The sequence below is a fragment of the Massilia suwonensis genome (assembly GCF_042655665.1).
Lineage (GTDB): Bacteria > Pseudomonadota > Gammaproteobacteria > Burkholderiales > Burkholderiaceae_D > Telluria > Telluria suwonensis.
This window is the reverse complement of record NZ_JBHSMR010000001.1, coordinates 533,665-555,817: the sequence shown is the minus strand read 5'-3', so window position 1 is coordinate 555,817 and position 22,153 is coordinate 533,665. Positions and strand designations below refer to the sequence as shown.

The 22,153-nt window shown below is 65.9% G+C and carries 21 protein-coding genes; 12 read left to right on the top strand and 9 right to left on the bottom strand.

All coding sequences use genetic code 11. The features are described 5' to 3' along the window. From coxB to ACFPQ5_RS02450, 5 genes are read left to right on the top strand one after another with little or no spacing between them, the layout of a single operon-like run. Window positions 1–1,017, top strand: coding sequence for a cytochrome c oxidase subunit II (gene coxB / locus ACFPQ5_RS02470; RefSeq protein WP_379751561.1), 1,017 nt, complete (start codon window positions 1–3; stop codon window positions 1,015–1,017). Continuing rightward, window positions 1,014–2,909: a cytochrome c oxidase subunit I gene (ctaD, locus tag ACFPQ5_RS02465; RefSeq protein ID WP_379751559.1), complete on the top strand. Its 1,896-nt coding sequence runs from the start codon at window positions 1,014–1,016 to the stop codon at window positions 2,907–2,909. Before coxB ends, ctaD begins: the two co-directional genes overlap by 4 nt. After that, window positions 2,906–3,514: a cytochrome c oxidase subunit 3 gene (locus ACFPQ5_RS02460; protein WP_379751557.1), complete on the top strand. Its 609-nt coding sequence runs from the start codon at window positions 2,906–2,908 to the stop codon at window positions 3,512–3,514. Before ctaD ends, ACFPQ5_RS02460 begins: the two co-directional genes overlap by 4 nt. A 16-nt stretch (window positions 3,515–3,530) precedes the next feature. After that, window positions 3,531–3,863 (top strand): hypothetical protein, encoded by a 333-nt coding sequence (locus ACFPQ5_RS02455; RefSeq protein ID WP_379751555.1) that lies wholly within the window; start codon window positions 3,531–3,533, stop codon window positions 3,861–3,863. Next, a complete protein-coding gene (locus ACFPQ5_RS02450; protein WP_379751553.1) occupies window positions 3,851–4,765 on the top strand; it encodes a cytochrome c oxidase assembly protein in 915 nt (304 codons plus the stop codon). Before ACFPQ5_RS02455 ends, ACFPQ5_RS02450 begins: the two co-directional genes overlap by 13 nt. A 114-nt stretch (window positions 4,766–4,879) precedes the next feature. On the opposite strand, the gene ACFPQ5_RS02445 is transcribed toward ACFPQ5_RS02450, so the two are convergent. Both ACFPQ5_RS02445 and ACFPQ5_RS02440 read right to left on the bottom strand, forming a co-directional pair. Then, the gene (locus tag ACFPQ5_RS02445; RefSeq protein ID WP_379751551.1) at window positions 4,880–5,863 is read right to left on the bottom strand and encodes a Bug family tripartite tricarboxylate transporter substrate binding protein; all 984 of its coding nucleotides are present in this window, start codon (window positions 5,861–5,863) and stop codon (window positions 4,880–4,882) included. A gap of 52 nt (window positions 5,864–5,915) precedes the next feature. After that, a complete protein-coding gene (locus ACFPQ5_RS02440) occupies window positions 5,916–6,785 on the bottom strand; it encodes a fumarylacetoacetate hydrolase family protein (RefSeq protein ID WP_379751549.1) in 870 nt (289 codons plus the stop codon). Between the two features lie 119 nt (window positions 6,786–6,904). On the opposite strand from ACFPQ5_RS02440, the gene ACFPQ5_RS02435 reads away from it, so the two are divergent. The 3 genes from ACFPQ5_RS02435 (at window position 6,905) to ACFPQ5_RS02425 (ending at window position 11,126) form a co-directional block, all read left to right on the top strand. After that, on the top strand, window positions 6,905–7,585 hold the full coding sequence (locus ACFPQ5_RS02435) for a FadR/GntR family transcriptional regulator (protein WP_379751547.1): 681 nt from the start codon (window positions 6,905–6,907) through the stop codon (window positions 7,583–7,585). Window positions 7,586–7,719: 134 nt separating this feature from the next. Beyond that, entirely contained in the window at window positions 7,720–8,607 is an 888-nt protein-coding gene (locus tag ACFPQ5_RS02430) for a DMT family transporter (RefSeq protein WP_379751545.1), read from the top strand. A gap of 107 nt (window positions 8,608–8,714) precedes the next feature. Further along, complete coding sequence (locus ACFPQ5_RS02425) at window positions 8,715–11,126, top strand: TonB-dependent receptor plug domain-containing protein (RefSeq protein ID WP_379751543.1); 2,412 nt, start codon at window positions 8,715–8,717, stop codon at window positions 11,124–11,126. Window positions 11,127–11,174: 48 nt separating this feature from the next. Here the strand turns inward: ACFPQ5_RS02425 and ACFPQ5_RS02420 are convergent, their stop codons facing one another. The 5 genes from ACFPQ5_RS02420 to ACFPQ5_RS02400 form a co-directional block, all read right to left on the bottom strand. Then, complete coding sequence (locus ACFPQ5_RS02420) at window positions 11,175–11,783, bottom strand: TMEM175 family protein (protein ID WP_379751541.1); 609 nt, start codon at window positions 11,781–11,783, stop codon at window positions 11,175–11,177. Continuing rightward, the gene (locus ACFPQ5_RS02415) at window positions 11,780–12,460 is read right to left on the bottom strand and encodes a YoaK family protein (protein WP_379751539.1); all 681 of its coding nucleotides are present in this window, start codon (window positions 12,458–12,460) and stop codon (window positions 11,780–11,782) included. The genes ACFPQ5_RS02420 and ACFPQ5_RS02415 overlap by 4 nt, the downstream gene beginning before the upstream one ends. Window positions 12,461–12,462: 2 nt before the next feature. Then, window positions 12,463–14,346, bottom strand: a complete 1,884-nt coding sequence (locus tag ACFPQ5_RS02410) for an amidohydrolase (RefSeq protein ID WP_379751537.1) — start codon at window positions 14,344–14,346, stop codon at window positions 12,463–12,465. A gap of 68 nt (window positions 14,347–14,414) precedes the next feature. After that, window positions 14,415–15,107 carry a hydrolase gene (locus ACFPQ5_RS02405; protein ID WP_379751535.1) on the bottom strand — a complete coding sequence of 231 codons (693 nt, stop codon included), beginning with the start codon at window positions 15,105–15,107 and terminating at the stop codon, window positions 14,415–14,417. A 26-nt stretch (window positions 15,108–15,133) separates the two neighbouring features. After that, window positions 15,134–15,376: a XapX domain-containing protein gene (locus tag ACFPQ5_RS02400; RefSeq protein ID WP_379751533.1), complete on the bottom strand. Its 243-nt coding sequence runs from the start codon at window positions 15,374–15,376 to the stop codon at window positions 15,134–15,136. A gap of 382 nt (window positions 15,377–15,758) precedes the next feature. On the opposite strand from ACFPQ5_RS02400, the gene pepA reads away from it, so the two are divergent. Next, a complete protein-coding gene (gene pepA, locus ACFPQ5_RS02395) occupies window positions 15,759–16,616 on the top strand; it encodes a flocculation-associated PEP-CTERM protein PepA (RefSeq protein ID WP_379751531.1) in 858 nt (285 codons plus the stop codon). Window positions 16,617–16,692: 76 nt separating this feature from the next. On the opposite strand, the gene ACFPQ5_RS02390 is transcribed toward pepA, so the two are convergent. Both ACFPQ5_RS02390 and ACFPQ5_RS02385 read right to left on the bottom strand, forming a co-directional pair. Beyond that, window positions 16,693–17,736: a rhomboid family intramembrane serine protease gene (locus ACFPQ5_RS02390; RefSeq protein ID WP_379751529.1), complete on the bottom strand. Its 1,044-nt coding sequence runs from the start codon at window positions 17,734–17,736 to the stop codon at window positions 16,693–16,695. Window positions 17,737–17,745: 9 nt separating this feature from the next. Continuing rightward, a complete protein-coding gene (locus ACFPQ5_RS02385; protein ID WP_379751527.1) occupies window positions 17,746–18,300 on the bottom strand; it encodes a cob(I)yrinic acid a,c-diamide adenosyltransferase in 555 nt (184 codons plus the stop codon). A 75-nt stretch (window positions 18,301–18,375) separates the two neighbouring features. Here ACFPQ5_RS02385 and ACFPQ5_RS02380 point away from each other — a divergent pair, with 75 nt between their 5' ends. The 3 genes from ACFPQ5_RS02380 to glcF are packed head-to-tail and all read left to right on the top strand — an operon-like array spanning window position 18,376 to window position 22,137. Continuing rightward, complete coding sequence (locus ACFPQ5_RS02380) at window positions 18,376–19,857, top strand: FAD-linked oxidase C-terminal domain-containing protein (RefSeq protein WP_379751525.1); 1,482 nt, start codon at window positions 18,376–18,378, stop codon at window positions 19,855–19,857. 3 nt (window positions 19,858–19,860) lie between these two features. Then, the gene (gene glcE / locus ACFPQ5_RS02375; RefSeq protein WP_379751523.1) at window positions 19,861–20,904 is read left to right on the top strand and encodes a glycolate oxidase subunit GlcE; all 1,044 of its coding nucleotides are present in this window, start codon (window positions 19,861–19,863) and stop codon (window positions 20,902–20,904) included. Window positions 20,905–20,907: 3 nt separating this feature from the next. Further along, entirely contained in the window at window positions 20,908–22,137 is a 1,230-nt protein-coding gene (gene glcF, locus ACFPQ5_RS02370) for a glycolate oxidase subunit GlcF (protein ID WP_379751521.1), read from the top strand. The last annotated feature ends 16 nt before the right edge of the window (window positions 22,138–22,153 follow it).

Sequence of the window (22,153 nt, the reverse complement as noted above, 5' to 3'; positions counted from 1 at the left end):
GTGCGCGCACTCGCTTCCCTTCTGTTGTTGGCCGCATCGGGCGCACTGGCCGCGGTGCCGGCGCAGAACGCGCTCGAACCGCATGGCGTGCAGGCGCTCGCGATCCACGACCTGTGGCGCCTGACGCTGCTGGTCTGCACGCTCGTGTTCGCAGCCGTGCTGGCCGCCTTCCTGTACGCCATCTGGCGCGCGCCGCGCAGCAAGGAGCAGACGGCGCCCGACATCGCCGTGCTCGACCAGCCCGAACCGAAGCTGCACCGCCCGGTCGTGATCGGCATGGCCGTATCGGTCGTGCTGCTGCTCGTGCTGATCGTGGCCGACTTCGTCACCGAGCGGCGCCTGGCGCACCTGCCGCTGAAGGACGCGGTGCGCATCGAAGTCACGGGCCACCTGTGGTGGTGGGGCGTGCGCTACCTCGACGACGAGCCCGCGCGCATGTTCAATACCGCCAACGAGATCCACGTCCCGGCCGGCAAGCCGGTGATTCTCAAGTTGAACAGCGCCGACGTCATCCACAGCTTCTGGGCGCCCAGCCTGCACGGCAAGAAGGACCTGATCCCGGGCCGCACGGCGCTGCTGCACTTCCGTGCCGACAAACCCGGCGTCTACCGCGGCCAGTGCGCCGAGTTCTGCGGCTTCGAGCATGCGCTGATGGCTTTTACTGTCGTCGCCGATCCGCCCGAACAGTACGAAGCCTGGGCCGCGCGCCAGCGCACGCCGGCACCGGCGCCAAGCACCGACTTGCAGAAGCAGGGCCTGGCCGTCTTCATGCGCAGCACCTGCGCCATGTGCCATGCGATCGCCGGCACCGAGGCCGGCGCCCGGCTCGGCCCCGACCTGACCCACCTGGCCAGCCGCAGCATGATCGCCTCCGGCACGCTGCCCAACACGCCGCAATACCTGGCCGCCTGGATCCTCGATCCGCAACGCTTCAAGAAAGGCGCGAACATGCCCGCCACGCCGCTGTCCTCGACGGAACTGAACGCGCTGATGGCTTACCTGGAGACGCTCAAATGAAGCGCGCCGTCGCTCAGAGTCCCGCACTGGACCGCGCCTGGAGCGATCCGCCGGGCATCATCGGCTGGCTGTCCGCGATCAACCACAAGACCATCAGCATCCGCTTCATGATCACCACCATGGGCTTCTTCGCCGCCGGCGGCGTGCTGGCGCTGGTCATCCGGCTGCAGCTGGCGCGCCCGGAGAACACGCTGGTTGGCCCGGACTTCTACAACCAGCTGTTCACCATGCACGGCACCACCATGATGTTCCTGTTCGCGGTGCCGGTGATGCAGGCGGTGGCCACTTACCTGGTGCCGCTGATGATCGGTTCGCGCGGCATCGCCTTCCCGCGCATGAACGCCTTCGCCTACTGGATCTTCCTGTTCGGCGGCCTGATGCTCTACGGCGCCTTCATCCTCGATATCGGCCCGGACGCCGGCTGGTTCGCCTATCCGCCGCTCGCCGGTCCCGAGTACTCGCCCGGCAAGCGCATGGACTTCTGGGCCCAGCTGATCACCTTTACCGAACTTTCCGGCCTGCTGGAAGCGGTGATCCTGATCACCACCATCTTCAAGCTGCGCACGCCGGGCATGACCCTGAACCGCATGCCGCTGTTCGTGTGGACCATGCTGGTGACCTCCTTCATGGTGATGTTCGCCATGCCTTCGGTGATGCTGGCCAGTACCGCATTGATTACCGACCGCCTGGTCGGCACGCACTTCTACAACCCGGCCGAAGGCGGCGACGTCGTGCTGTGGCAGCACCTGTTCTGGTTCTTCGGCCACCCCGAGGTGTATTTGATCTTCATTCCGCCGCTCGGCTTCATGTCCTCGATCATCGCCACCTTCGCGCGGCGTCCGATCTACGGCTATCCGGTGATGGTACTGGCGATCATCGCCACCGCCTTCCTCGCCTTCAGCCTGTGGGTGCACCACATGTTCGCCACCAATGTGCCGGAACTCGGTAAAAGCTTCTTCACGGCGGCCAGCGCCATGATTGCGATCCCGACCGCGGCCCAGATGTTCTGCTGGATCGCGACCTTGTGGGCGGGGCGCCTGAACTTCCGCACGCCGATGCTGTTTGCGTTGTCGTTCTTCTTCATCCTGCTGATCGGCGGCCTGACCGGCATCATGCTCGCTTCCGTCTCGCTCGACCTGCAGGTGCACGACAGCTTTTTTGTGGTCGCCCACCTGCACTACGTGCTGATCGGCGGCGCAGTGTTCCCACTGTTCGGCGCCTTCTATTACTGGTTCCCGAAGTTCACCGGGCGTCTGATGAGCGAGCGCCTGGGTAAATGGAACTTCTGGCTGATGTTCGTGGGTTTTAACGTCGCCTTCTTCCCGATGCACATCGCCGGCCTGCGCGGCATGCCGCGCCGCGTCTACACCTATCCCGCCGACATGGGCTGGAACATGCTGAACCTGGTGTCGAGCATCGGCGCGGCCATCCTCGCGGCCGGCATCCTGCTGTTCGTGATCAACGTGCTGCGCAGCCGCCGCCACGGCGAAGTGGCCGGCGCCGATCCGTGGCAGGCCGGCACGCTCGAGTGGGCCACGGCCTCGCCCCCGGACCCCGGCAATTTCGCGCAGCCGCCGGTGGTGGCCTCGCGCTTCCCGCTGTGGAGCCCGGGCGGCGTGGCCGGCATCGTGCGCGGCCTGGCCGACGACCGCCGCGAAGTGCTGGTCACGAGCGTGCTCGACGCCGTGCCGAATCACCGCGCGGTGCTGCCGGAATCGAGCATCTGGCCCTTCGTCTCGGCGGTGGCGGTGACGGTGCTGTTCGTCGGCTCGATCTTCACACCCTGGGCCGTGGTCTGGGGCGCCGTGCTCGCGACGCCGCCGCTGATCGTCTGGTTCTGGCCGAAACGCAAACCGACGCAGATGAACCTGGAACGCGAGGTCAAGCCATGAACGACACCCGCATCCCGAGCCAGGACATCAATGTGGCCCGGCTGCCGACCTATGTCTTCGGCGCGCACAGCATGATGTGGTGGGGGACCATGGGGCTGATGCTGATCGAAGGGACCGTCTTCGCCATCACCGTGGTCGTGTATTTCTACCTGCGCAGCCACTCCCCGACCTGGCCCGTCAATCCGGCGCCGGACCTGCTGTGGGGCGGCATCAATACCGCGATCCTGCTGGCCAGCCTGGTGCCGAACCAGCTGGCCAGGCGCGCCGCCGAGCGCGAACGCAGGCAGCATGCGCGCTGGTGGCTGCTCGTCTGCCTTGGCTTTGCGCTGGCCTTCCTCGTGGTGCGGGTGTTCGAGTTCGGCACGCTGAACACGCGCTGGGATGCCAATGCCTACGGTTCGGTCGTCTGGATGCTGCTGGCGCTGCACACCACCCACCTGATCACCGACACCATCGATACCGCGGTGCTGGCCGTGCTGATGTTCACGGGGCCGCTCGAGGGCAAGCGTTTCGTCGACGTCAGCGAGAACGCCATGTACTGGTACTTCGTGGTCGGCAGCTGGCTGCCGATCTATGCCGTCATCTACTGGGGAGCGCGCCTGTAGGCGCGGCACATTCACCATGCCGAACTGGCCCGCACTCGTGCTTGCACCCTCGGTCGCCCTGGCCAATACCGCCATCGCCTACGCGCTGGTCTCGCCCAGCTGCGCCCAGCAGGACGTGACGACGCTGCACCTGGTGACCATCGCCAGCCTGCTGGCCTGCGCGCTGTTCACCTTCGGCGCCTACCTGAACTGGCAGGGCGCGCGCGTGCTGGCCGGCCCGCAGGAGGCGCCGGACCAGACGCGGCGCCGCTTCCTGAGCCAGGTCGCGACACTGTGCGGGCTGCTGTCGACGCTGGTGGTGCTGGCCGAGTGGCTGCCGGTGTTCATGGTGTCGCCATGCCTCGCGTAATCCGGGCGTTACTTTTTTTGTTGGCGGCTGGGGCCGCGCAGGCGCACGACGTCGCCGCACCTGTGACGCCGCAGCTGGGCTGGAGTTTCGAACCCTGGGTCGTGATCTGCCTCGGTTTGTCGGCGCTGCTCTACGGCGTGGGGCTGGCGCGCCTGTGGCGCAAATCCGGGGAAGGGCGCGCGCGCCTGCGGCTGCAGGCCTGGTCTTTCCTGGTCGGCTGGTTGGCTCTGGTGGCGGCGCTGGTCTCGCCGCTGGACGCGATGGGCACGCGCCTGTTCTCGGCCCACATGCTGCAGCACGAGGCGATGATGATCGTGGCCGCGCCGCTCTTGGTGCTGGCGCGGCCGTTCGCCTTGTGGATGTGGGGCCTGCCGGCAGGCTGGCGCCGCCCGGTCGGCGCGGCCGTGCGTACGGGACCGGTGCAAACGGTGTGGACCCTTCTGACCTGGCCCCTGTTCGCCTGGCTGTTCCATGCAGCCGTGCTGTGGCTATGGCACGCGCCGCTGTTTTTCGAAGCGGCCCTGCACAGCAACGCCATCCACACGCTGCAGCACATCAGCTTCCTCGGCTCGGCGCTGCTGTTCTGGTGGGCCGTGCTGGGCGACGGCAGTTTCCGCCCGCAGCGCGGCCTGTCGATGCTCTACATCTTCACGACCATGGCGCATACCGGTGCGCTGGGCGCGCTGCTGACCTGGTCGGGGATCGTCTGGTATCCGAGCTACCTCGGCGCCGGCGAGGCGTTCGGGATGGATGCGCTGGAAGACCAGCAGCTGGGCGGTTTGATCATGTGGGTTCCGGGCGGGCTGGCGTATTTGATCGCCGGCCTGGCGCTGGTGGGGAAGTGGCTCGGACATACGCCGGCCACGGCGGGTGATCTCGCCTCAGGCAGACGTGCACCGTAGGGCGGGCATGCCCGCGCGGTGATACGTACCCTTAAGATCGTCGAGTGCGACATCGGAGCCAGTACCTACCGCGCGGGCATGCCCGCCCTACGTTACGCCACAGCCAACAAATAACTATTCCACCTTCCCGATCCTGTGCACGGCTTCCTTCAACTTCTTGGAATCCTCCGCGATATACGCCTGGAACTCCGGCGTATCCAGATACTGCAGCGGACTGCCCGCACCGTTCATCACCTGCCGCACCTGCGGATCGTTCGCCGCCGCTTTCGCCGCCTCACGCAGCTTGGCCACCACGACATCCGGCGTCTCGGCCGGCACGAACAACCCTGACCACTGCGCGAACTCCACCGGATACCCCGCTTCCTTCAGGCTCGGCACGCCCGGAAACGCCGCCAGCGGCTGGTTGCCCCAATGCGCGAGCACGCGCAGCTTGCCCGCCTTGACGTGTTGCGCCACGCTGGCCGGCCCGGTCGACAGGGCCGTCACCTGGTCGCTCAGCAAGGCCATGACGACCGGCGCCGCGCCGGTATAGGGCACGTGCAGGATGTGCAGCTTGGCCTCGGACTTCAGCATCTCCATCGGTACGTGCATGGTGCCGTAATTGCCCGAGGAGCCGAAGCTGTAGGCGCCCGGCTTGCTGCGCACGGCCGCGACGAATTCGGCCAGCGTCTTCCACGGGCTGTCGGCGCGCACTACCAGCACGGTCGGATCGGCGGTGAAGCGGGCCACCGGTTTGAGCTGCGCCATCTGGTACAGCGGCTTGCGGCCGATGACCTTGTCGGCCTCCGGGATGATCGAGATCGAGGACAGCGCCATCAGCACCGTATAGCCGTCCGGCGCGGCGCGCGCGACTTGCCCCATGCCGATCGCGCCGCCGGCGCCGCCCTTGTTCTCGATGATGATGCTGCCCTTCAGGTGCTTTTCCATGGCGGCGGCAACCGGCCGCGCCACGGTATCGGCGACCCCGCCGGGCGGGAAGGGGACAACCATCGTGATGACTTTGGAAGGGTAGGCGTCGGCCGCGTTGGCTAGGTTTGCTACGGCGCCGCAGATCAGTCCCGCGGCCAGGAGAGGCAGTTTCAGGAATTGCATGTTCATCGTGTTCACTCGCTGTGAATTCGTTGGATGACGTCCTCGGCGGTGCCGAGGTTCAGCGGACGCGGTTCTCGATCGTGCCGATGCCGTCGATCGCGATGCGCACCACGTCGCCGGCTTTCAAAAACTTCGGCGGCTTGAAGCCGATGCCGACGCCGACCGGCGTGCCGGTGACGATCACGTCGCCCGGTTTCAGTTCGATGCCGGCGGAGATGGTGGCGATCAGGGTCGGAATGTCGAAGATCAGGTCGGCCGTGTTCGCATCCTGGCGCAGTTCCTCGTTGACCCAGCACTGCACGCGCGTGTTGGTCGGATCGATCGCATCGGCGGTGACGATCCACGGACCCATCGGGCAGAAGGTGTCGAGCGACTTCCCCAGGAACCACTGGCCGTGCTGCTTCTGCAGGTCGCGCGCGGTCACGTCGTTGACGACGGTGTAGCCCCAGACGTGGGCATAGGCGTCTTCCTTGCGGATGCCGCGCCCGCCCTTGCCGATCACGACGGCCAGCTCGGCCTCGTAGTCCATCTGCTGCGTCACCGCCGGATGCGATTCGATCGCGTCATGCGGCCCGACGATGGTGCTGGCCGGCTTGGTGAAGACGTTCGGCGCCGAGGGCACGACCTGGGCCGAGGAATCGAAACCCGAGCCGCTGAATTCCTTGGCATGCTCGTGGTAGTTTTTCCCGACCAGGAACAGGTTGCGGTCGAGCCGGTTCAGGGGTGCCTTCAGGCGCACGCCCGCCAGCGGCTGGCCCGGGCCGACAGGCTTCAGCTGCTGCCCCGGGTGCGGCATGGCCTTGATCAGGTCGAGCATGTCGCCTGCAAATTCGGGCACGACATCGGCGATATCCCAGTACTGTTCGCCGGCCTCGTCGATAATGACGACGCGCGACGCGCCCTGGACTTCGATTGTTGCAATGCGCATTTGGTCCTCGCTTTGGTTTTAAATGGTTTGTCTCTAAAACCAATTTACCGCAGCTGAAAGCCTCAGTCAAAGACAAAATTGGTTTAAAATAAAACCAATTTATCTTGCAAGGCAGACGAATGAAACACCAGAACGGCGCCGTCGCGCTACGGGCCGCACTGCTGGCCAACATGCGCTCCGGCCACTGGCGCGCCGGCGACAAGCTCCCCACTGAACGCGACTTGAGCGAAACCTACAGCATCGGCCGCGCGGCGGTGCGCCAGGTGCTGGCCGAAGCCAAGGAGCGCGGACTGATCACGCAGCTGGTCGGAAGCGGCACCTACGTGTCGAAGGAAGCCGCCGCCCTGCTGGAAGCCGACGACAGCGAAGCGTCCGGCATGCATACCAGCCCGGCCGAGCTGATGGAAGCGCGCATCCTCATCGAACCGATGATCGCCAACCTCATCGTCCGCAACGGCACCAGTGCGGACTTCCTGCGCATGGAAGAGTGCTGCACGCGCGGCGAGAATGCCGCGTCGATGCCGGAGTTCGAAGTGTGGGACGGCGCGCTGCACCAGGCGATTGCGGATGCGACCCACAACACCTTCATCAAGCAGGTGTTCCAGCTGATGAACCGGGTGCGCGAGCAGGGGGATTGGGGGGCGTTAAAAATGCGGAGCCTGACGCCGGAGCGGCGCCGGGCTTATGAGCAGGAGCACCGGGCGCTGGTGAATGCGCTGAAGGACCGGGACGAAGAAAGGGCGCGGGGGCTGATCATGGAGCACTTGGTGCGGATCCGACATAACTTGTTGGGGTATTAGGAAGGAGCGCCGGCTGGCTTGTCACTCATTGACCAGAGCGAGGGTCAGGCGTGCCTGGGACGCAGATCAATACCAGACAGGCCCGATGCCCGGGAGTAAGATCTGGTTTTCGATCATCGGATGAGCCGCCCGCCGTGACCACCTCGAACGCCCGCTCCATCGGCCTGCTGTGCCTGCTCGTGACCTCGGTCGGATGGGGACTGAACTGGCCGGCGATGAAGTTCCTGTTGAAGGAATGGCCGCCGCTGTTCGCACGCGGCACGTCGGGCCTCTGCGCGGCCCTGCTGATCGCGCTCGTCGCCCTCAAGGCCGGCCAGCGTTTGACCGTGTCGCGCGCCTTGTGGGGCAAGCTGGCATTGGCCGCCTTCCTCAACATCTTCGCCTGGATGGGTTTTGCGACGCTGTCGATCCGCTGGCTCAGCGCGGGGCAGGGTGCGCTGCTGGTCTACACCATGCCGGTGTGGGCGACCCTGCTGGCCTGGCCGGTGCTCGGCAAGCGGCCGGCCGCGGCGAGCCTGGCGGGGTTGGTGCTCTGCCTGGCGGGGATCGCTTTACTGTTCGGGGGCGCCGACAGCGGCATCCGTGCGGACCAGCTTCCCGGCGTCCTATTCGGCTTGGGCGCGGCCCTGCTGTTCGCGCTGGGGACGGTGGTCCTGAAGCCGCTTCCGATTGCGCCGTTGGCCGCGGTCGCATGGCAGCTGGCGCTCGGTTGCCTACCCATGATCTTGTACGGCGTGCTTGTCGAGCGCCCGGACCTGCATGCGCTGAGTGGCAAGGGGTTCGCGGTCATGGTGTACATGACGCTGGTGCCGATGGGCCTGTGCTACGTCACCTGGTTCGCCGCGCTGCGCCGCTTGCCGCCGGCGCTGGCATCGATTGCGACCCTGCTGACGCCGGTCGTCGGCGTGCTGGCCGCGGCCTTCAGCCTGGGCGAGGCGCTCGGCGCGAAGGAGCTCCTTGCGATGGGCCTGACTTTTGCCGGTGTCGGGCTGGCGCTGCGCTCCCCTCGATCCGGTGCATAAGCATAAGCGTATTCGTTATTGGCGCCGCAATTTCATGACTGTTAAGCTTGCTTCCCCCCGGCTGCCGCAGCGCCGCCGCAACCCATGCAAGAACACAGAGAATCCCCATGAGCTGCAAGCACCCCCCCACCAATCCGGCACGCGCCGTCCTCATTCTCGGCCTGATCGCGACGCTGGCCCCGCCCGTCGCCTTCGCCCAGGACATCCAGCAACAAGACCCCGCCGCGGCGCCGATGCAGTCGGTCGTCGTCACCGGCACCCGCTCGCTGAACCGCCGCACCCTCGACTCGGAGTCCCCGGTCGACGTCATCGGCAGCAAGGAATTGCTGAGCACCGGTTCCGGCGAACTCGCGACCGTGCTGTCTCGCCTGCTGCCGTCGATGAACTTCCCGCGCCCGAGCGGCGCCGACGCCAGCGACGCGGTACGTCCGGCGCAACTGCGCGGCCTGTCGCCTGACCAGACCCTGGTGCTGGTCAACGGCAAGCGCCGCCACACCTCCGCCGTCGTCAACGTCAACGGCACCCTCGGCCGCGGCTCGGCCCCGGTCGACCTGAATGCGATTCCGCTGGCGGCGATCGATCGCATCGAAGTGCTGCGCGACGGCGCGGCCGCCCAATACGGCTCGGACGCCATCGCCGGCGTCGTCAACATCATCCTCAAAAAGGGCGCGGACGGCGGCGAAGCCGAAATCGTCTACGGGCAGTTCGACCGGGGCGACGGCGAGCAGGCCACCGTGCGCGGCTCCGCCGGTTTCAACCTGGGCCAGGATGGCTGGGTGCGCGTCGCAGTGGAGGCGGCCGAGCGCAATGCGACCAACCGTGCGTTCGCCGACCCGCGTGCTTCCGCCGGCCCGCGCCAGGGCACGGTGACGCAGCGCTACGGCGATCCGGACAGCCGTCCGCGCACGCTGTTCGTCAACAGCCAGGTCAAGGTCAACGACGCCATCGACTGGTACGCGTTCGCCAACTACGGCGAGCGCCGCACCTCGTCGGCTGCCACCTTCCGCACCGCCTATACCGACAACAGCCGGACGACGCTGCGTTCGAGCCTGTATCCGGAAGGCTTCCAGCCGCTGCTCGACAGCACCTCCACGGAAGCGTCGCTGGTCACCGGCCTGCGCGGCGAATTGGCCGGCTGGCGCTGGGACGCGAGCCTGAACCATGGCCGCAACCGCTTCTCGCTGGACGTCGCCAATACGGCCAACTTCAGCCTGGGCGCCGCCAGCCCGAACCGTTTCTATGCCGGTGAGCTGACTTCGACGCAGAGCCTGGCCAACCTGGACGTGGCGCGCGAGATTCCCGTGTCCTTCATGAGCGGCCCGCTGACGGTGGCGCTGGGCCTCGAGGCGCGCCACGAATCGTATGAGATCGGCGCGGGCGAAACCAATTCCTATGTCGGTTCCGGCGCCCAGGGCTATTCGGGCTTCCGTCCCGAGAACGCCGGCAAGAACAGCCGCAACAACAAGTCGGTGTACCTGAACCTGGAAGGCGACATCACGAAGGACCTGTCGGGCGCCCTGGCGCTGCGTCACGAGCGCTACAGTGATTTCGGCAGCACCAGCTCGGCCAAGGCCTCGGCACGTTATGCGTTCACGCCGAGCTTCGCGCTGCGCGGCACCGCATCGAACGGCTTCCGCGCGCCCTCGCTGGCCCAGTCCTTCTACACGATCACGACGACCAATTCGCTGCTCGTGAACGGCACCAGCGCACTGGTCGAAACGGGCACCTTCCCGGTCGGCAGCGCCGCGGCGCGCGCACTCGGCGCCCAGCCGCTGCAGGCCGAAAAGGCGCGCAACCTGAGCATCGGCGCGCAATGGCAGCCGACGCGCAACTGGACCACGACCGTCGACCTGTACCGCATCGACATCGACGACCGCATCGTTTTCTCGTCGAACCTGCAATTGGCGAATGCACCGGCCCTCGCCGGCGCACTGGCCGCGCAGGGCGTCTACGTGGGCGCCGCGCGCTACTTCACCAATGCAGTGGACACCCGCACCAAGGGCGTCGACGTCGTCAGCACCTGGCGCCTGAACCTGCAGCAGGGCGCGCGTGCCGATCTGACGCTGGCCTACAACCACAACGACAACGAAGTGCAGCGCGTGTCGGACTCGCCGGCCGTGCTGTCCGCACAGGGCCTGCGCCTGGTCGACCGCCAGACCGTCAACCGCCTGACCGTGGGTTCGCCGAAGGACAAGCTGAGCCTGTCGGGCGACTACACGCAAGGCATCTGGAATGGCCGCGCCGCCGTCACGCGCTACGGCAAGTTCACGGTGCCGCAGAACGATGCAACGCTGGACCAGACCTACGATCCGCAATGGGTGCTCGACCTGGCCGCCAGCGTGCGCGTCGGTCAACAATGGCGCCTGACGGCCGGCATCGACAACGTCACCAACCGCTACCCGGCGCAAGTGACCTCGCTCGCCAACCTGAACGTGAACGGCACCCAGCCGTACAGCGTGTGGGCGCCGAACGGGTTCAATGGCCGCTACTTCTACCTGAAGGCCGGCTACACCTGGTAACAGTCTCGATGCGGTGAGCGCCGCGTCGTTATCCGCGGGGGCGGCCTCTCAGGAAGGCGCGCCTTCGCCTTCCTCCCGCTCTTCCTCGACCACCTTCTGTTCGATCCGCCGGTCCGGAATCAGCCACATCACCGCCACCCCGACATATACCAGAAAGCCCGCCCAGGCCGCAAACCAGGCCAGCGCGATCCCGGCCAGATACAGCACGATCGAGATCTTGCCCTTGCGGTCGTCGCCGATGGCGTCCGCCAGGGTCGTGTTCTTGCCGTGGTGGGCGATCAGCCTGCGCACCAGCAGCGAATACGCGCTTGCGGCCATGAACAGCACGAAGCCGTAGGCGATGGTCGGCGCGGTCTCGAAATGGTTCTCGCCCATCCAGGCCGTCACGAAGGGAATCAGCGACAGCCAGAACAGCAGGTGCAGGTTGGCCCACAACACGCCGCCGCTGACTTCCTTCACCGCATGCATCATGTGGTGGTGATTGTTCCAGTAGATGCCGACGTAGATGAAGCTGAGCACATAGCTCATGAAGACGGGCCACAGGGGCCACAGGGCCTGGAAGCTGGGGTTGTGCGGGACTTTCAGCTCCAGCACCATGATCGTGATGATGATGGCGATGACGCCGTCGCTGAACGCCTCCAGGCGGTTCTTGTTCATTTTTCCTCCGCTTCGGGCAGCCACAGGTGCAGGCATAGTATCGCGTTCGGCAAGATCAGCGCGACGAAGCCGAAGGCGCGGTACGCAAAGGCAGCCGCCACGCAGCCCAGTGCAAACGCCAGCACCGGCCAGAAGAACTTGGCGCAGCGCGCCTTGGTGGCAGCGTCGGCGGCGCCGCGCAGGCGGTCGACCGTGTCGATCACGAGCTGGGTCACGTTCCCGGTCATCATCGAGGTCGGCGCCAGGTGCGTCAGCAGCAGCTTGCTGGCCGCGCTGTGGGCGCCCATCGCGGCTGCGCCCAGCAGGCCAGCGGTGAAGGCCAGCGCATTCACGTTGCGGCTCACCGGCTCGCCCAGCATCCCGCACACCATGAAGCCGAGCAGCAGGACCAGCTGCAGCAGGTAGACCGGCTTCGTGGCCGGCGCGCCGCGCCGTTCGCAGCCTGCCACCAGCAGCCGGGCTGCCGCCACGCCCAGGATAAAGGCCGGGAAGGCCAGCAGTTTTAATAGCGAAGGCGTCTGCGCCGGGTCGGCCAGGGCCGCCGCGATCAGCACGAAGTTGCCGGTGACGTGGGCGGTGAAGAGGCCGAACAGGGCGATGAAGCCGAGGGTGTCGACGTAGCCGGCCAGAAAACCCATGCCGACTCCCTGGACGCGTTGGAATTGGATCGTCTTCATGATCAGAACGCGAAGCAGCTGCAACCGAGGGCGCCCCAGAAGCCGTCGAAGTTCGACACCGGTACGTTTGACTTGCGCGCGCGGTCATGGCTGTGGGCGTGCACGCCACAAGGGCCGCTGCACTGGTGCGGCAGGGCGATCTGCTGCTGCGGCTGCGGCGCGGCTTTGCGCCAGTGCCCCGGCACTTTACTCACCGGCGACCATTCCGGCAGCACCGGGATCGGCGGCGGACCGAGGCTCGTAAATTCGGCCGCGCCATATACCACGTTCCCGCCCACGACCGTCAGCACAGACTCGATCGATTTGATCGCCTCTTCGTCGACCGTGAAGAAGTCCTGCGACAGCACCGCCACATCGGCCAGCATGCCTTCCTTGATCTGGCCCTTGCGGCCCTGCTCGTTCGAGAACCAGGCGCTGCCCGAGGTCCACAGTTCCAGTGCCGTGGCGCGCGACAGCAGGCCATTATCTCCATACAGCGGCAGGCCGCCGACCGTGCGTCCCGAGACCAGCCAGTACAGCGCTGTCCACGGGTTGTAGCTGGCGACGCGGGTGGCGTCGGTGCCGGCGCCGACCGGCACGCCGGATGCGAGCATGTGCTTCACGGGCGGCGTGGCGCTGGCGGCCTGCTTGCCGTAGCGGTCGACGAAGTACTCGCCCTGGAAGGCCATGCGGTGCTGGATCGCGATGCCGCCGCCCAGCGCTTTCACGCGCTCGATATTGCGTTCGCTGATGGTCTCGCAATGGTCGAACATCCAGTGCAGGCCATTGAAGGGGATGTCGCGGTTGACCTTTTCGAAGACGTCGAGCATGCGCGTGATCGATTCGTCGTAGGTCGCGTGCAGGCGGAACGGCCAGCGGTTCTCGACCAGGTGGCGCACGACTTTTTCCAGTTCGTCTTCCATGCCGGCCGCCAGTTCCGGTCGCGGCTCGAGGAAGTCCTCGAAGTCGGCCGCCGAGAACACCAGCATCTCGCCAGCGCCGTTGTGGCGGTAGTAGTCGCTGCCTTCGCCCGGTTTCACCATGCCGGTCCAGCGCTGGAAGTCTTCCAGTTCCTGGCCTTTATTTTGGGTAAACAGGTTGTAGGCGATGCGGATCGTGAGCTGCTTGTTGCGGTCGAGTTCCTCGATGACGGCGTAGTCGTCCGGGTAGTTCTGGAAGCCGCCGCCGGCGTCGATCGCGCTCGTCAGGCCGAGGCGGTTCAGTTCGCGCATGAACTGGCGCGTGGAGTTCACCTGCAGGTCGTAGGGCAGGGTCGGGCCCTTGGCCAGGGTGGCGTACAGGATCATCGCGTTCGGACGGGCGATCAGCATGCCGGTCGGGTTGCCGGCGGCGTCGCGCTGGATCTCGCCGCCAGGCGGGTTCGGTGTGTCCTTGGTGTAGCCGACGGCGCGCAGGGCGGCGCGGTTCAGCAGGGCGCGGTCGTACAGGTGCAGGATGAAGACCGGAGTGTCGGGCGCCGCGGCGTTGATTTCTTCCAGCGTCGGCATGCGCTTTTCGGCGAACTGGAATTCGTTCCAGCCGCCGACTACGCGCACCCATTGCGGATGCGGCGTGCGCTCGGCCTGTCGTTGCAGCATGCGCAGCGCGTCGGCGAGCGAAGGGACGCCTTCCCAGCGCAGTTCCAGGTTGTAGTTCAGGCCACCGCGCATCAGGTGGATGTGCGAATCGTTCAGGCCGGGGATCACGGTGCGGCCGTTCAGGTCGATGACCCGGGTGGCGGCGTCGCGGTGGCGCATCACGTCTTCGAGACCGCCGACGGCGAGGAAGCGGCCGTCGCGGATGGCGACCGCACTGGCCTGCGGCTTGTCGCGGTCGAGGGTGGCGAAGGCGCCGTTGGTGAGGATGAGGGTTGCAACCCCGGCGCCCGTGTTGGCCTGTGCTTGCATGGTCTGTCTCCTGGATGATTCGCTACTTGATAGTGAGCGGTCCGCCGCGGCGGACCGGCGAGCCGTGTTTAGCGGACTGGCGCAGCGACGGGCGCCAGCACTTCGTTCTGGCCCTGGTTGCGGGCCTGCGCCTTGTGCACCATCGTGTAGGCGTAGTCGACACCCATGCCGTAGGCGCCCGAATGCTCGGTGACGATCTTCATCACCGCATCATAAGTCTCGCGGTTCTTCCAGTCGCGTTGCCACTCCAGCAGCACCTGCTGCCAGGTCACCGGCACCACGCCGGCCTGCGCCATGCGCTGCATCGCGAAGTCGTGGGCGTCCTTCGAGGTGCCGCCCGAGGCATCGGCCACCATGTAGATCTCGTAGTCGCCTTCCAGCATGGCGGACAGGGCGAAGGTGGTGTTGCACACTTCGGTCCAGAGGCCGGCGACGATCACTTTCTTCTTGCCGTTTTTGGCCAGGGCGTCGCGCACCTTCTGGTCGTCCCAGGAATTCATCGAGGTGCGCTCGAGGATGACGTGGTCCGGGAACACGTCCAGGATTTCAGGGTAGGTCTTGCCCGAGAAGGAGTCCGTCTCGACGGTGGTGATGATGGTCGGGATGCCGAAGGCCTTGGCCGCCTTGGCCAGGCCCACCACGTTGTTCTTGAGGGTCTGGCGATCGATCGACTGCACGCCGAAGGCCATCTGCGGCTGGTGGTCGATGATGATCAGCTGCGAGTTGTGTGGGGTCAGGACTTCGAGTTTTGGGTTGTTCATGGCGTTCTCCTTTGTGGTTGATTGGTTCAAGCTTCGTCTTTGGCGTCTTGCTGCACGCCGGTGATTTTTGGCTGGCATTCGCTGGCGAACCAGGCCTTGGTGATCGGGGCGCCGTCGAGCACGCGCTTGGCCACCGGTACGATCTGTTCGCCGACCAGCATGCCCAGCAGGCCGATCAGGGCAATCGCCGGCGGTGCCGGCGAGCGCACGTTGATCACACCGTAGAGCACGCCTGCCAGGATTCCGGCGCCGAGTGACATCAGGTACATGCTTGCTCTCCTTTGCGTTGATTTGGCTGAGCATCGAAGGCTTCGACGCTGTGCGCCAGTGCTTTCTGCTCCGGTTCGCCTAGTGTTCGATGCGATGAAGTCATTATGCGTGGCCTGAAAGGATAAGAAAAACGGAATATTTGCGGATTTATAATCGAAATTTTCGAATCTTCTCTGGAATGGATTTTGGAAAGGATTCCTGCATAAAAGCATTAAATTCCCGCAACTTTTTAGTCGGATTTTTTTACAATTTTCTTATTGATGAGATAACGAAAAATCGTAAGTCATTGATCTGTAAGGTCGTCCTTTGGCTGGTACGGTGGTTGCTAGACATGAATTGCTGTGCCATTGCCCGATCAACCACGAACAGAGGATGACGATCATGAAATTTCTGAAGAAATTGGCTTGTGCTACTGCAGTTGCGATGTCGCTCGCGGGAGGCGCAAACGCTGCCACCGTGCTCAACGACTGGGTGTTCAACCCGTCCGGCGGCGGCTTTGCCGGCGGTCAGAGCATCAATGAATACCTCGACGTGAACGGCAATGCGTTCATTGAACTCAACCCAACCGGCGGTAGCAGCTTCTCGTTCACCGAACACGGTGTATTCAACATCGTGCAGGCTGACAGCAATGGCAGGTTGTTCCCAGTGAACTTCCCAGGCGGCAATATCACTGCAACCCTCGAGGCGACCGGTACCGGTAACTTCAGCGGCGCCTTCACCTTCACCGGCGGCACCATCCGCATGTACCAGAACCCGACCAACAACCAGTACGCCACCACGGCCGGCATCTACGGCGCCAACCTGGGCGAGCAGATCGCCGAGTTCACCGTGATGGCCGGCGGCGGGGGCCTGGTCGATGCAAGCGGCTCGCCGACCAACAATGGCCAGGTGACCGTGCTGGCACGCGCGGAAGCCGGCTCGCTGGACGCGGGCTATTTCTTCCGTGAAAACGGCCAGGATCTGTCGACCGAGGCAATCATGGCGTTCGCCTTCACCAACGCGAACACCGTCGCCAATCCGGACGCCACCCTGGTGTCGGAAGTCGCTTGCGAATTTGCCGGCTACACCGGTCCAGGCTGCGGCGGCGGCACCTACGCGAACGGCCCAGGCCAGTTCTTCGTCAGCAACAACGGTCAGTTCAAGCTGGCCGAAGTGCCGGAGCCAGGCTCGCTGGCCCTGTTCGGCATCGCCATGCTGGGCGCCGGCGTCGTCGCCCGCAAGCGCGCCGCCAAGGTCTGATTTTCTACACGTCGTAAAGCAAAGGAGCGGGCTTTTGCCCGCTCTTTTCCTTTCCCTTTTCCTTCCGAACCTGCGTTCAGGCCGGCCGCTGCTCCGGCAGATGAATCGAGCGCGCCAGCAGGAATCCCGCCAGCCAGCCCCCGACCAGCCCGCCGATGTGGGCGGCGTTATCGGTGTGCGGATACACGAAGCCCATCCACAGGCTGAACAGCAGGAAGGGCAGGAGAGACGAGCGCAGCTCGCTCACGACCGTCGGCGGCACGCCGCTGTTCGGGCGGCTCAGGAAGGCGAACAGGCCGCCGATGATGCCGAAGATGGCGCCTGAGGCGCCGACGCTGTTCACGTGCGGGTTCCACAGCACGCTGGCGAGACTGCCCGAGATCCCGGCCAGCAGGTAGAGGGCCACGAAACGGGTGCTGCCGAAGATGCGTTCGGTCAGCCGTCCGACCTGCCACAGCGCCAGCATGTTGAAGCCCAGGTGCCAGATGCTCCCGTGCAGGAACATCGAGCTCACCAGGCGCCACCATTGACCACCCAGCGTCAGGCGGCCCACGTTCGAGCCCCATTCCACCAGCTGCTGGGCGTGCAGCAGGGCGGAGACGCTCGGATTCAACGCAAAGAGTTGGCGCAGCGGGCCTTCGAGGGCGTTCTGGTAGGTCTGGCGCGCCAGCCACATCAGGGCGAAGATCCCGATGTTCGCCGTCAGCAGGCCCCAGATCACCGGCGTCGACGGACTCCAGTAGTCGATGCGGTCATGGAAAACGGCGTTTTCCTCGTGCTCCTGCACGAACTGTTCGGTCTGGCGGGTGGGGAGCAGGGAGACGATGCGCGCGGCCGTTTCGCGGTCGGCCACGCTGAAGCCGACCGTCACGTCGCCCTTCACGCCGAGCACGTCGAAGCGCACGTCCTGGCCGTTGGCCCAGGCGTTGACGATGTCGACCCGGCGCAGGCGGTGTTCCTCGCGTTTGGGCATGCGGAACGAACGCTGGCTGGTGCCGCGCACGATCACGAAGTCGTCCTGCAGCTCGAGCGAACCCTGGCCGCGCAGGCGGAAGGGGTTGGTCGGCCAGTTGGCGCCGGCCGTGTAGAAACGGACGTCGAAGCTGCTGCTACCCGTCATCGGCACGCCTCAGCCGCGCTTGCGCTCGTGATTCCAGAGCACGTCGCTGCCGCCCGCGAAGCGGTTCAGCACGCGCGCCAGCACGAACATCAGGTCCGACAGGCGGTTCACGTACTGGCGTGGCTGCGGGTTGATGCTGTCCTGTTTCGACAGGGCGACGATGGCGCGTTCGGCGCGGCGGCAGACGGTGCGGCAGACGTGGGCGGTGGAAGCGGCGCGCGAGCCGGCCGGCAGGATGAACTCCTTCAGGACCGGCAGGTCGGCATTGTATTTCTCGAGCAGGCCATCGAGGCGCGCCACGTGCTCGTCCTTGATCATCTGGTAGCCGGGGATGCACAGCTCGCCGCCGAGGTCGAACAGGTCGTGCTGGATCGAAACCAGTTCCTCGCGGGTGTCCGCCGGCATGTCCTCGCACAGCAGCAGGCCGACGAAGGAATTGAGTTCGTCGACTTCGCCCAGGGCGTGGATGCGGGCGCTGTCCTTGCCGGTGCGGCTGCCGTCGCCGAGGCCGGTGCTGCCGTCGTCGCCGGTGCGTGTGGCGATTTTGGAAAGTCGATTACCCATGATGATGTCCTGCCCCTAAAAAAAGATAGCCCGAGCATACGACAAAACGATGCGATTGTGGCTACAATCGATCTCATGTCCGCCCCTCTCCCAGTCTCTACCGAACGCCGCCAGCAGGTCGCAGCAGCCCTGAAGGCGAGGCTCCCCGATGGCGCTGTCCTCTCCGATCCGGAAGACACCCGCCCTTACGAATGCGACGGCCTGGCGGCCTACCGCCAGCTGCCGATGATCGTCACCCTGCCGAGCAACGAAGAGCAGGTGCTGGCGATACTGAACGTCTGCCGCGAACTGCAGGTGCCGATCGTGCCGCGCGGCGCCGGCACCGGCCTGTCGGGCGGGGCGCTGCCGATCCACGACGGCGTGGTGCTGTCCACGGCACGCTTGAACCGCATCGTGCGCGTCGACGAGTATGCGCGCACGGCGGTGGTCCAGCCGGGCGTGCGCAACCTCGCGATTTCCGAAGCGGCGGCCCAGTACGGCTTGTACTATGCGCCGGACCCGTCCTCGCAGATCGCCTGCACCATCGGCGGCAACGTGGCCGAGAATTCGGGTGGCGTGCACTGCCTTAAATACGGTCTGACGGTCCACAACGTGCTGCGCGTGCGCGTGGCCACCATCGACGGCGAGATCGTCGAACTGGGCAGCGAGGCGCTGGATGCGCCGGGCCTGGATCTGCTGGCCGTGTTCATCGGCTCGGAAGGCATGCTCGGCATCGTCACGGAGGTGACCGTGAAACTGGTGCCGAAGCCGGTCGCGGCCCAGGTGATCATGGCCTCCTTCGACGACGTCGTCACCGGCGGCAATGCGGTGGCCAGCGTGATCGCGGCCGGCATCATCCCGGCCGGCCTGGAAATGATGGACCGCACCTCGGCGCGCATGGTCGAGCCCTTCGTCCACGCCGGCTACGACACCGACGCCGCCGCCATCCTGCTGTGCGAGGCCGACGGCACGCCATTGGAAGTGGCCGAAGAAATCGCGCGCATGGCCGAAGTGCTCGAGCGCGCAGGCGCCAGCGCGATCGCGGTATCCCAGAACGAAGCGGAGCGGATGAAGTTCTGGTCCGGCCGCAAGAATGCCTTCCCGGCGGCGGGGCGCATCTCGCCCGATTACTACTGCATGGACGGCACCATTCCGCGCAAGCAGCTGGCCCATGTACTGAGCAGCATCGAGCAGATGGAAACCACCTATGGGCTGCGCTGCGCGAACGTGTTCCACGCGGGCGACGGCAACATGCATCCGCTGATCCTGTTCGATGCGAACCAGCCGGGCGAATTCGAGCGCGCCGAAGCCTTCGGCGCCGCGATCCTTGCCTTGTGCGTGGAAGTGGGCGGCACCATCACGGGAGAGCACGGCGTCGGCATGGAGAAGATCAATTCGATGTGCGTGCAGTTCGAACGCGCCGAACTCGACGCCTTCTTCGCCGTCAAGCGCGCCTTCGACGTGCCGATGCTGCTCAACCCGGACAAGGCGATCCCGACGCCGCACCGCTGCGCCGAATTCGGCAAGCTGCATGTGCATCACGGCGATGTGCCGTTCCCTGAACTCCCGCGTTTTTAAAAGATGATCGAACAATTCAAGGAACAGATACGCGCGGCCGCAGCTCAGCAACGGCCCTTGCGCATCCGCGGCGGCGGCACCAAGGACTGGTACGGCGGCGCGCTGGCGGGCGACATCCTCGACACGCGCGGCCATAGCGGCATCGTCGACTACGAGCCGACGGAACTGGTGATCACGGCGCGCTGCGGCACGCCGCTCGCCGAAATCGAGGCCGTGCTGGCGCAGCAGAACCAGATGCTGGCTTTCGAGCCGCCGCATTTCGGCGAGGGTGCGACGATTGGCGGCGCCATCGCTGCAGGATTGTCCGGCCCGCGCCGCGCCAACAGCGGCGCCGTGCGCGACTTCGTGCTGGGCGCGCAGCTGATGGACGGGAAGGGAGAACTGCTCAACTTCGGCGGCCAGGTCATGAAGAACGTGGCCGGCTACGACGTCTCGCGCCTGCTGGCCGGTTCGCTCGGCACGCTCGGCCTGATCACGGAGCTGTCGGTGAAGGTGCTGCCGCGTGCGTTCGCCGAGACCACGCTGCGTTTCGAGACGAGCGAGATCGACGCCATCCGCCTGCTCAACACCTGGGGCGGCCAGCCGCTGCCGCTGTCGGCCAGCTGCTGGCACCAGGGCGTGTTGCTGCTGCGCCTGTCGGGCGCGCAGGCGGCGGTGGACGCGGCCATCAAATCGCTGGGCGGGCAAGTGGTGCCGGATGCCGACGCTTTCTGGGCCGGCCTGCGCGAACAGCGCCACGCCTTCTTCGCGGGCGAGGCGCCGCTGTGGCGCTTGTCGGTGCCGTCGACCACGGGCGCGATCGTCCTCGATGGCGAACAGCTGATCGAGTGGGGCGGGGCTCAGCGCTGGCTGCGCGCGCCTGCCGATGCAGCGGAGACCATCCGCAGCGCCGTGCGCGCCGTGGGCGGTCATGCGACCCTGTTCCGCGGCGGAGACAAGGCCGCCGGCGTGTTCCAGCCGCTGGCCCCCGCGGTCGCGCGCATCCACGAACGCCTGAAAACGGCCTTCGACCCATCGCACATCTTCAATCCCGGACGGATGTTTTAAAACATGCAAACCAACCTGGCCGATTTCATCAAAGGCACGGCGGAAGGCAACGAGGCCGAAGCCATCCTGCGCGCCTGCGTGCACTGCGGCTTCTGTACCGCCACCTGCCCCACTTACCAGCTGCTGGGCGACGAGCTCGATGGCCCGCGCGGGCGCATCTACCTGATCAAGCAGGTGCTGGAAGGCGCGGAACCGACGCGCAAGACGCAGCTGCACCTGGACCGCTGCCTCACCTGCCGCAACTGCGAGTCGACCTGTCCGTCGGGCGTGAAGTACGGCCGCCTGGTCGACATCGGCCGCCGCGTGGTGGAAGAGCGCGTGCCGCGTCCGCCGAAAGACCGCGTCAAGCGCACCATGCTCAAGGAATTCCTGCCGCGTACCAGCCTGTTCAAGCCGGCGTATGGGGTGGGCACGGCGCTGCGGCCGCTGTTATCCAAAGAGATGCAGGACAAGGTGCAGCGTCCGCGCAGCGCCGGCCACTGGCCGACCCGGGCACACGCGCGCAAGATGCTGGTGCTCGATGGCTGCGTGCAGCCGGCGATGGCGCCAAATATCAACGCGGCGACTGCGCGCGTGCTCGATGCGCTGGGCGTCCAGTTGATCGTGGCGCCGAAGGCCGGCTGCTGCGGCGCCGTGCGCTACCACCTGAACGACCAGGAGGCGGGGCTGGACGACATGCGCCGCAACATCGACGCCTGGTGGCCGTATGTCGAGAACGAACAGGTCGAGGCGATCGTGATGACGGCCTCGGGCTGCGGCGTGACGGTCAAGGAATACGGCCACCTGCTGGCCCACGATCCGGATTATGCGGCGAAGGCGGGACGCATCTCGATGCTGACGCGCGATCTTTCCGAGATCATGCCGGCCTTCGAGGAGCAACTGGCGGCGCGCCTGCGCGGGAAGGTCACCGAACGCATCGCCTTCCACCCGCCGTGCACGCTGCAGCACGGCCAGCAGATCCGCGGCAAGGTGGAAGGCGTGCTGCGCGCGGCCGGGATCGATGTCGTGCTGTGCGCCGACAGCCACCTGTGCTGCGGCTCGGCCGGCACCTATTCGGTGCTGCACCCCCAGATCGCGCACGAACTGCGCGACCGCAAGCTGGCCAACCTGGAAGCGACGGGGGCGAAGGAGATCGTCTCGGCGAACATCGGGTGCATGACCCATCTGCAGTCGGGGACCTCGATGCCGGTCACGCACTGGATCGAGTTGGTGGACCGGGCCCTTGCGGCCTGACAGGGAGTAACGCCCG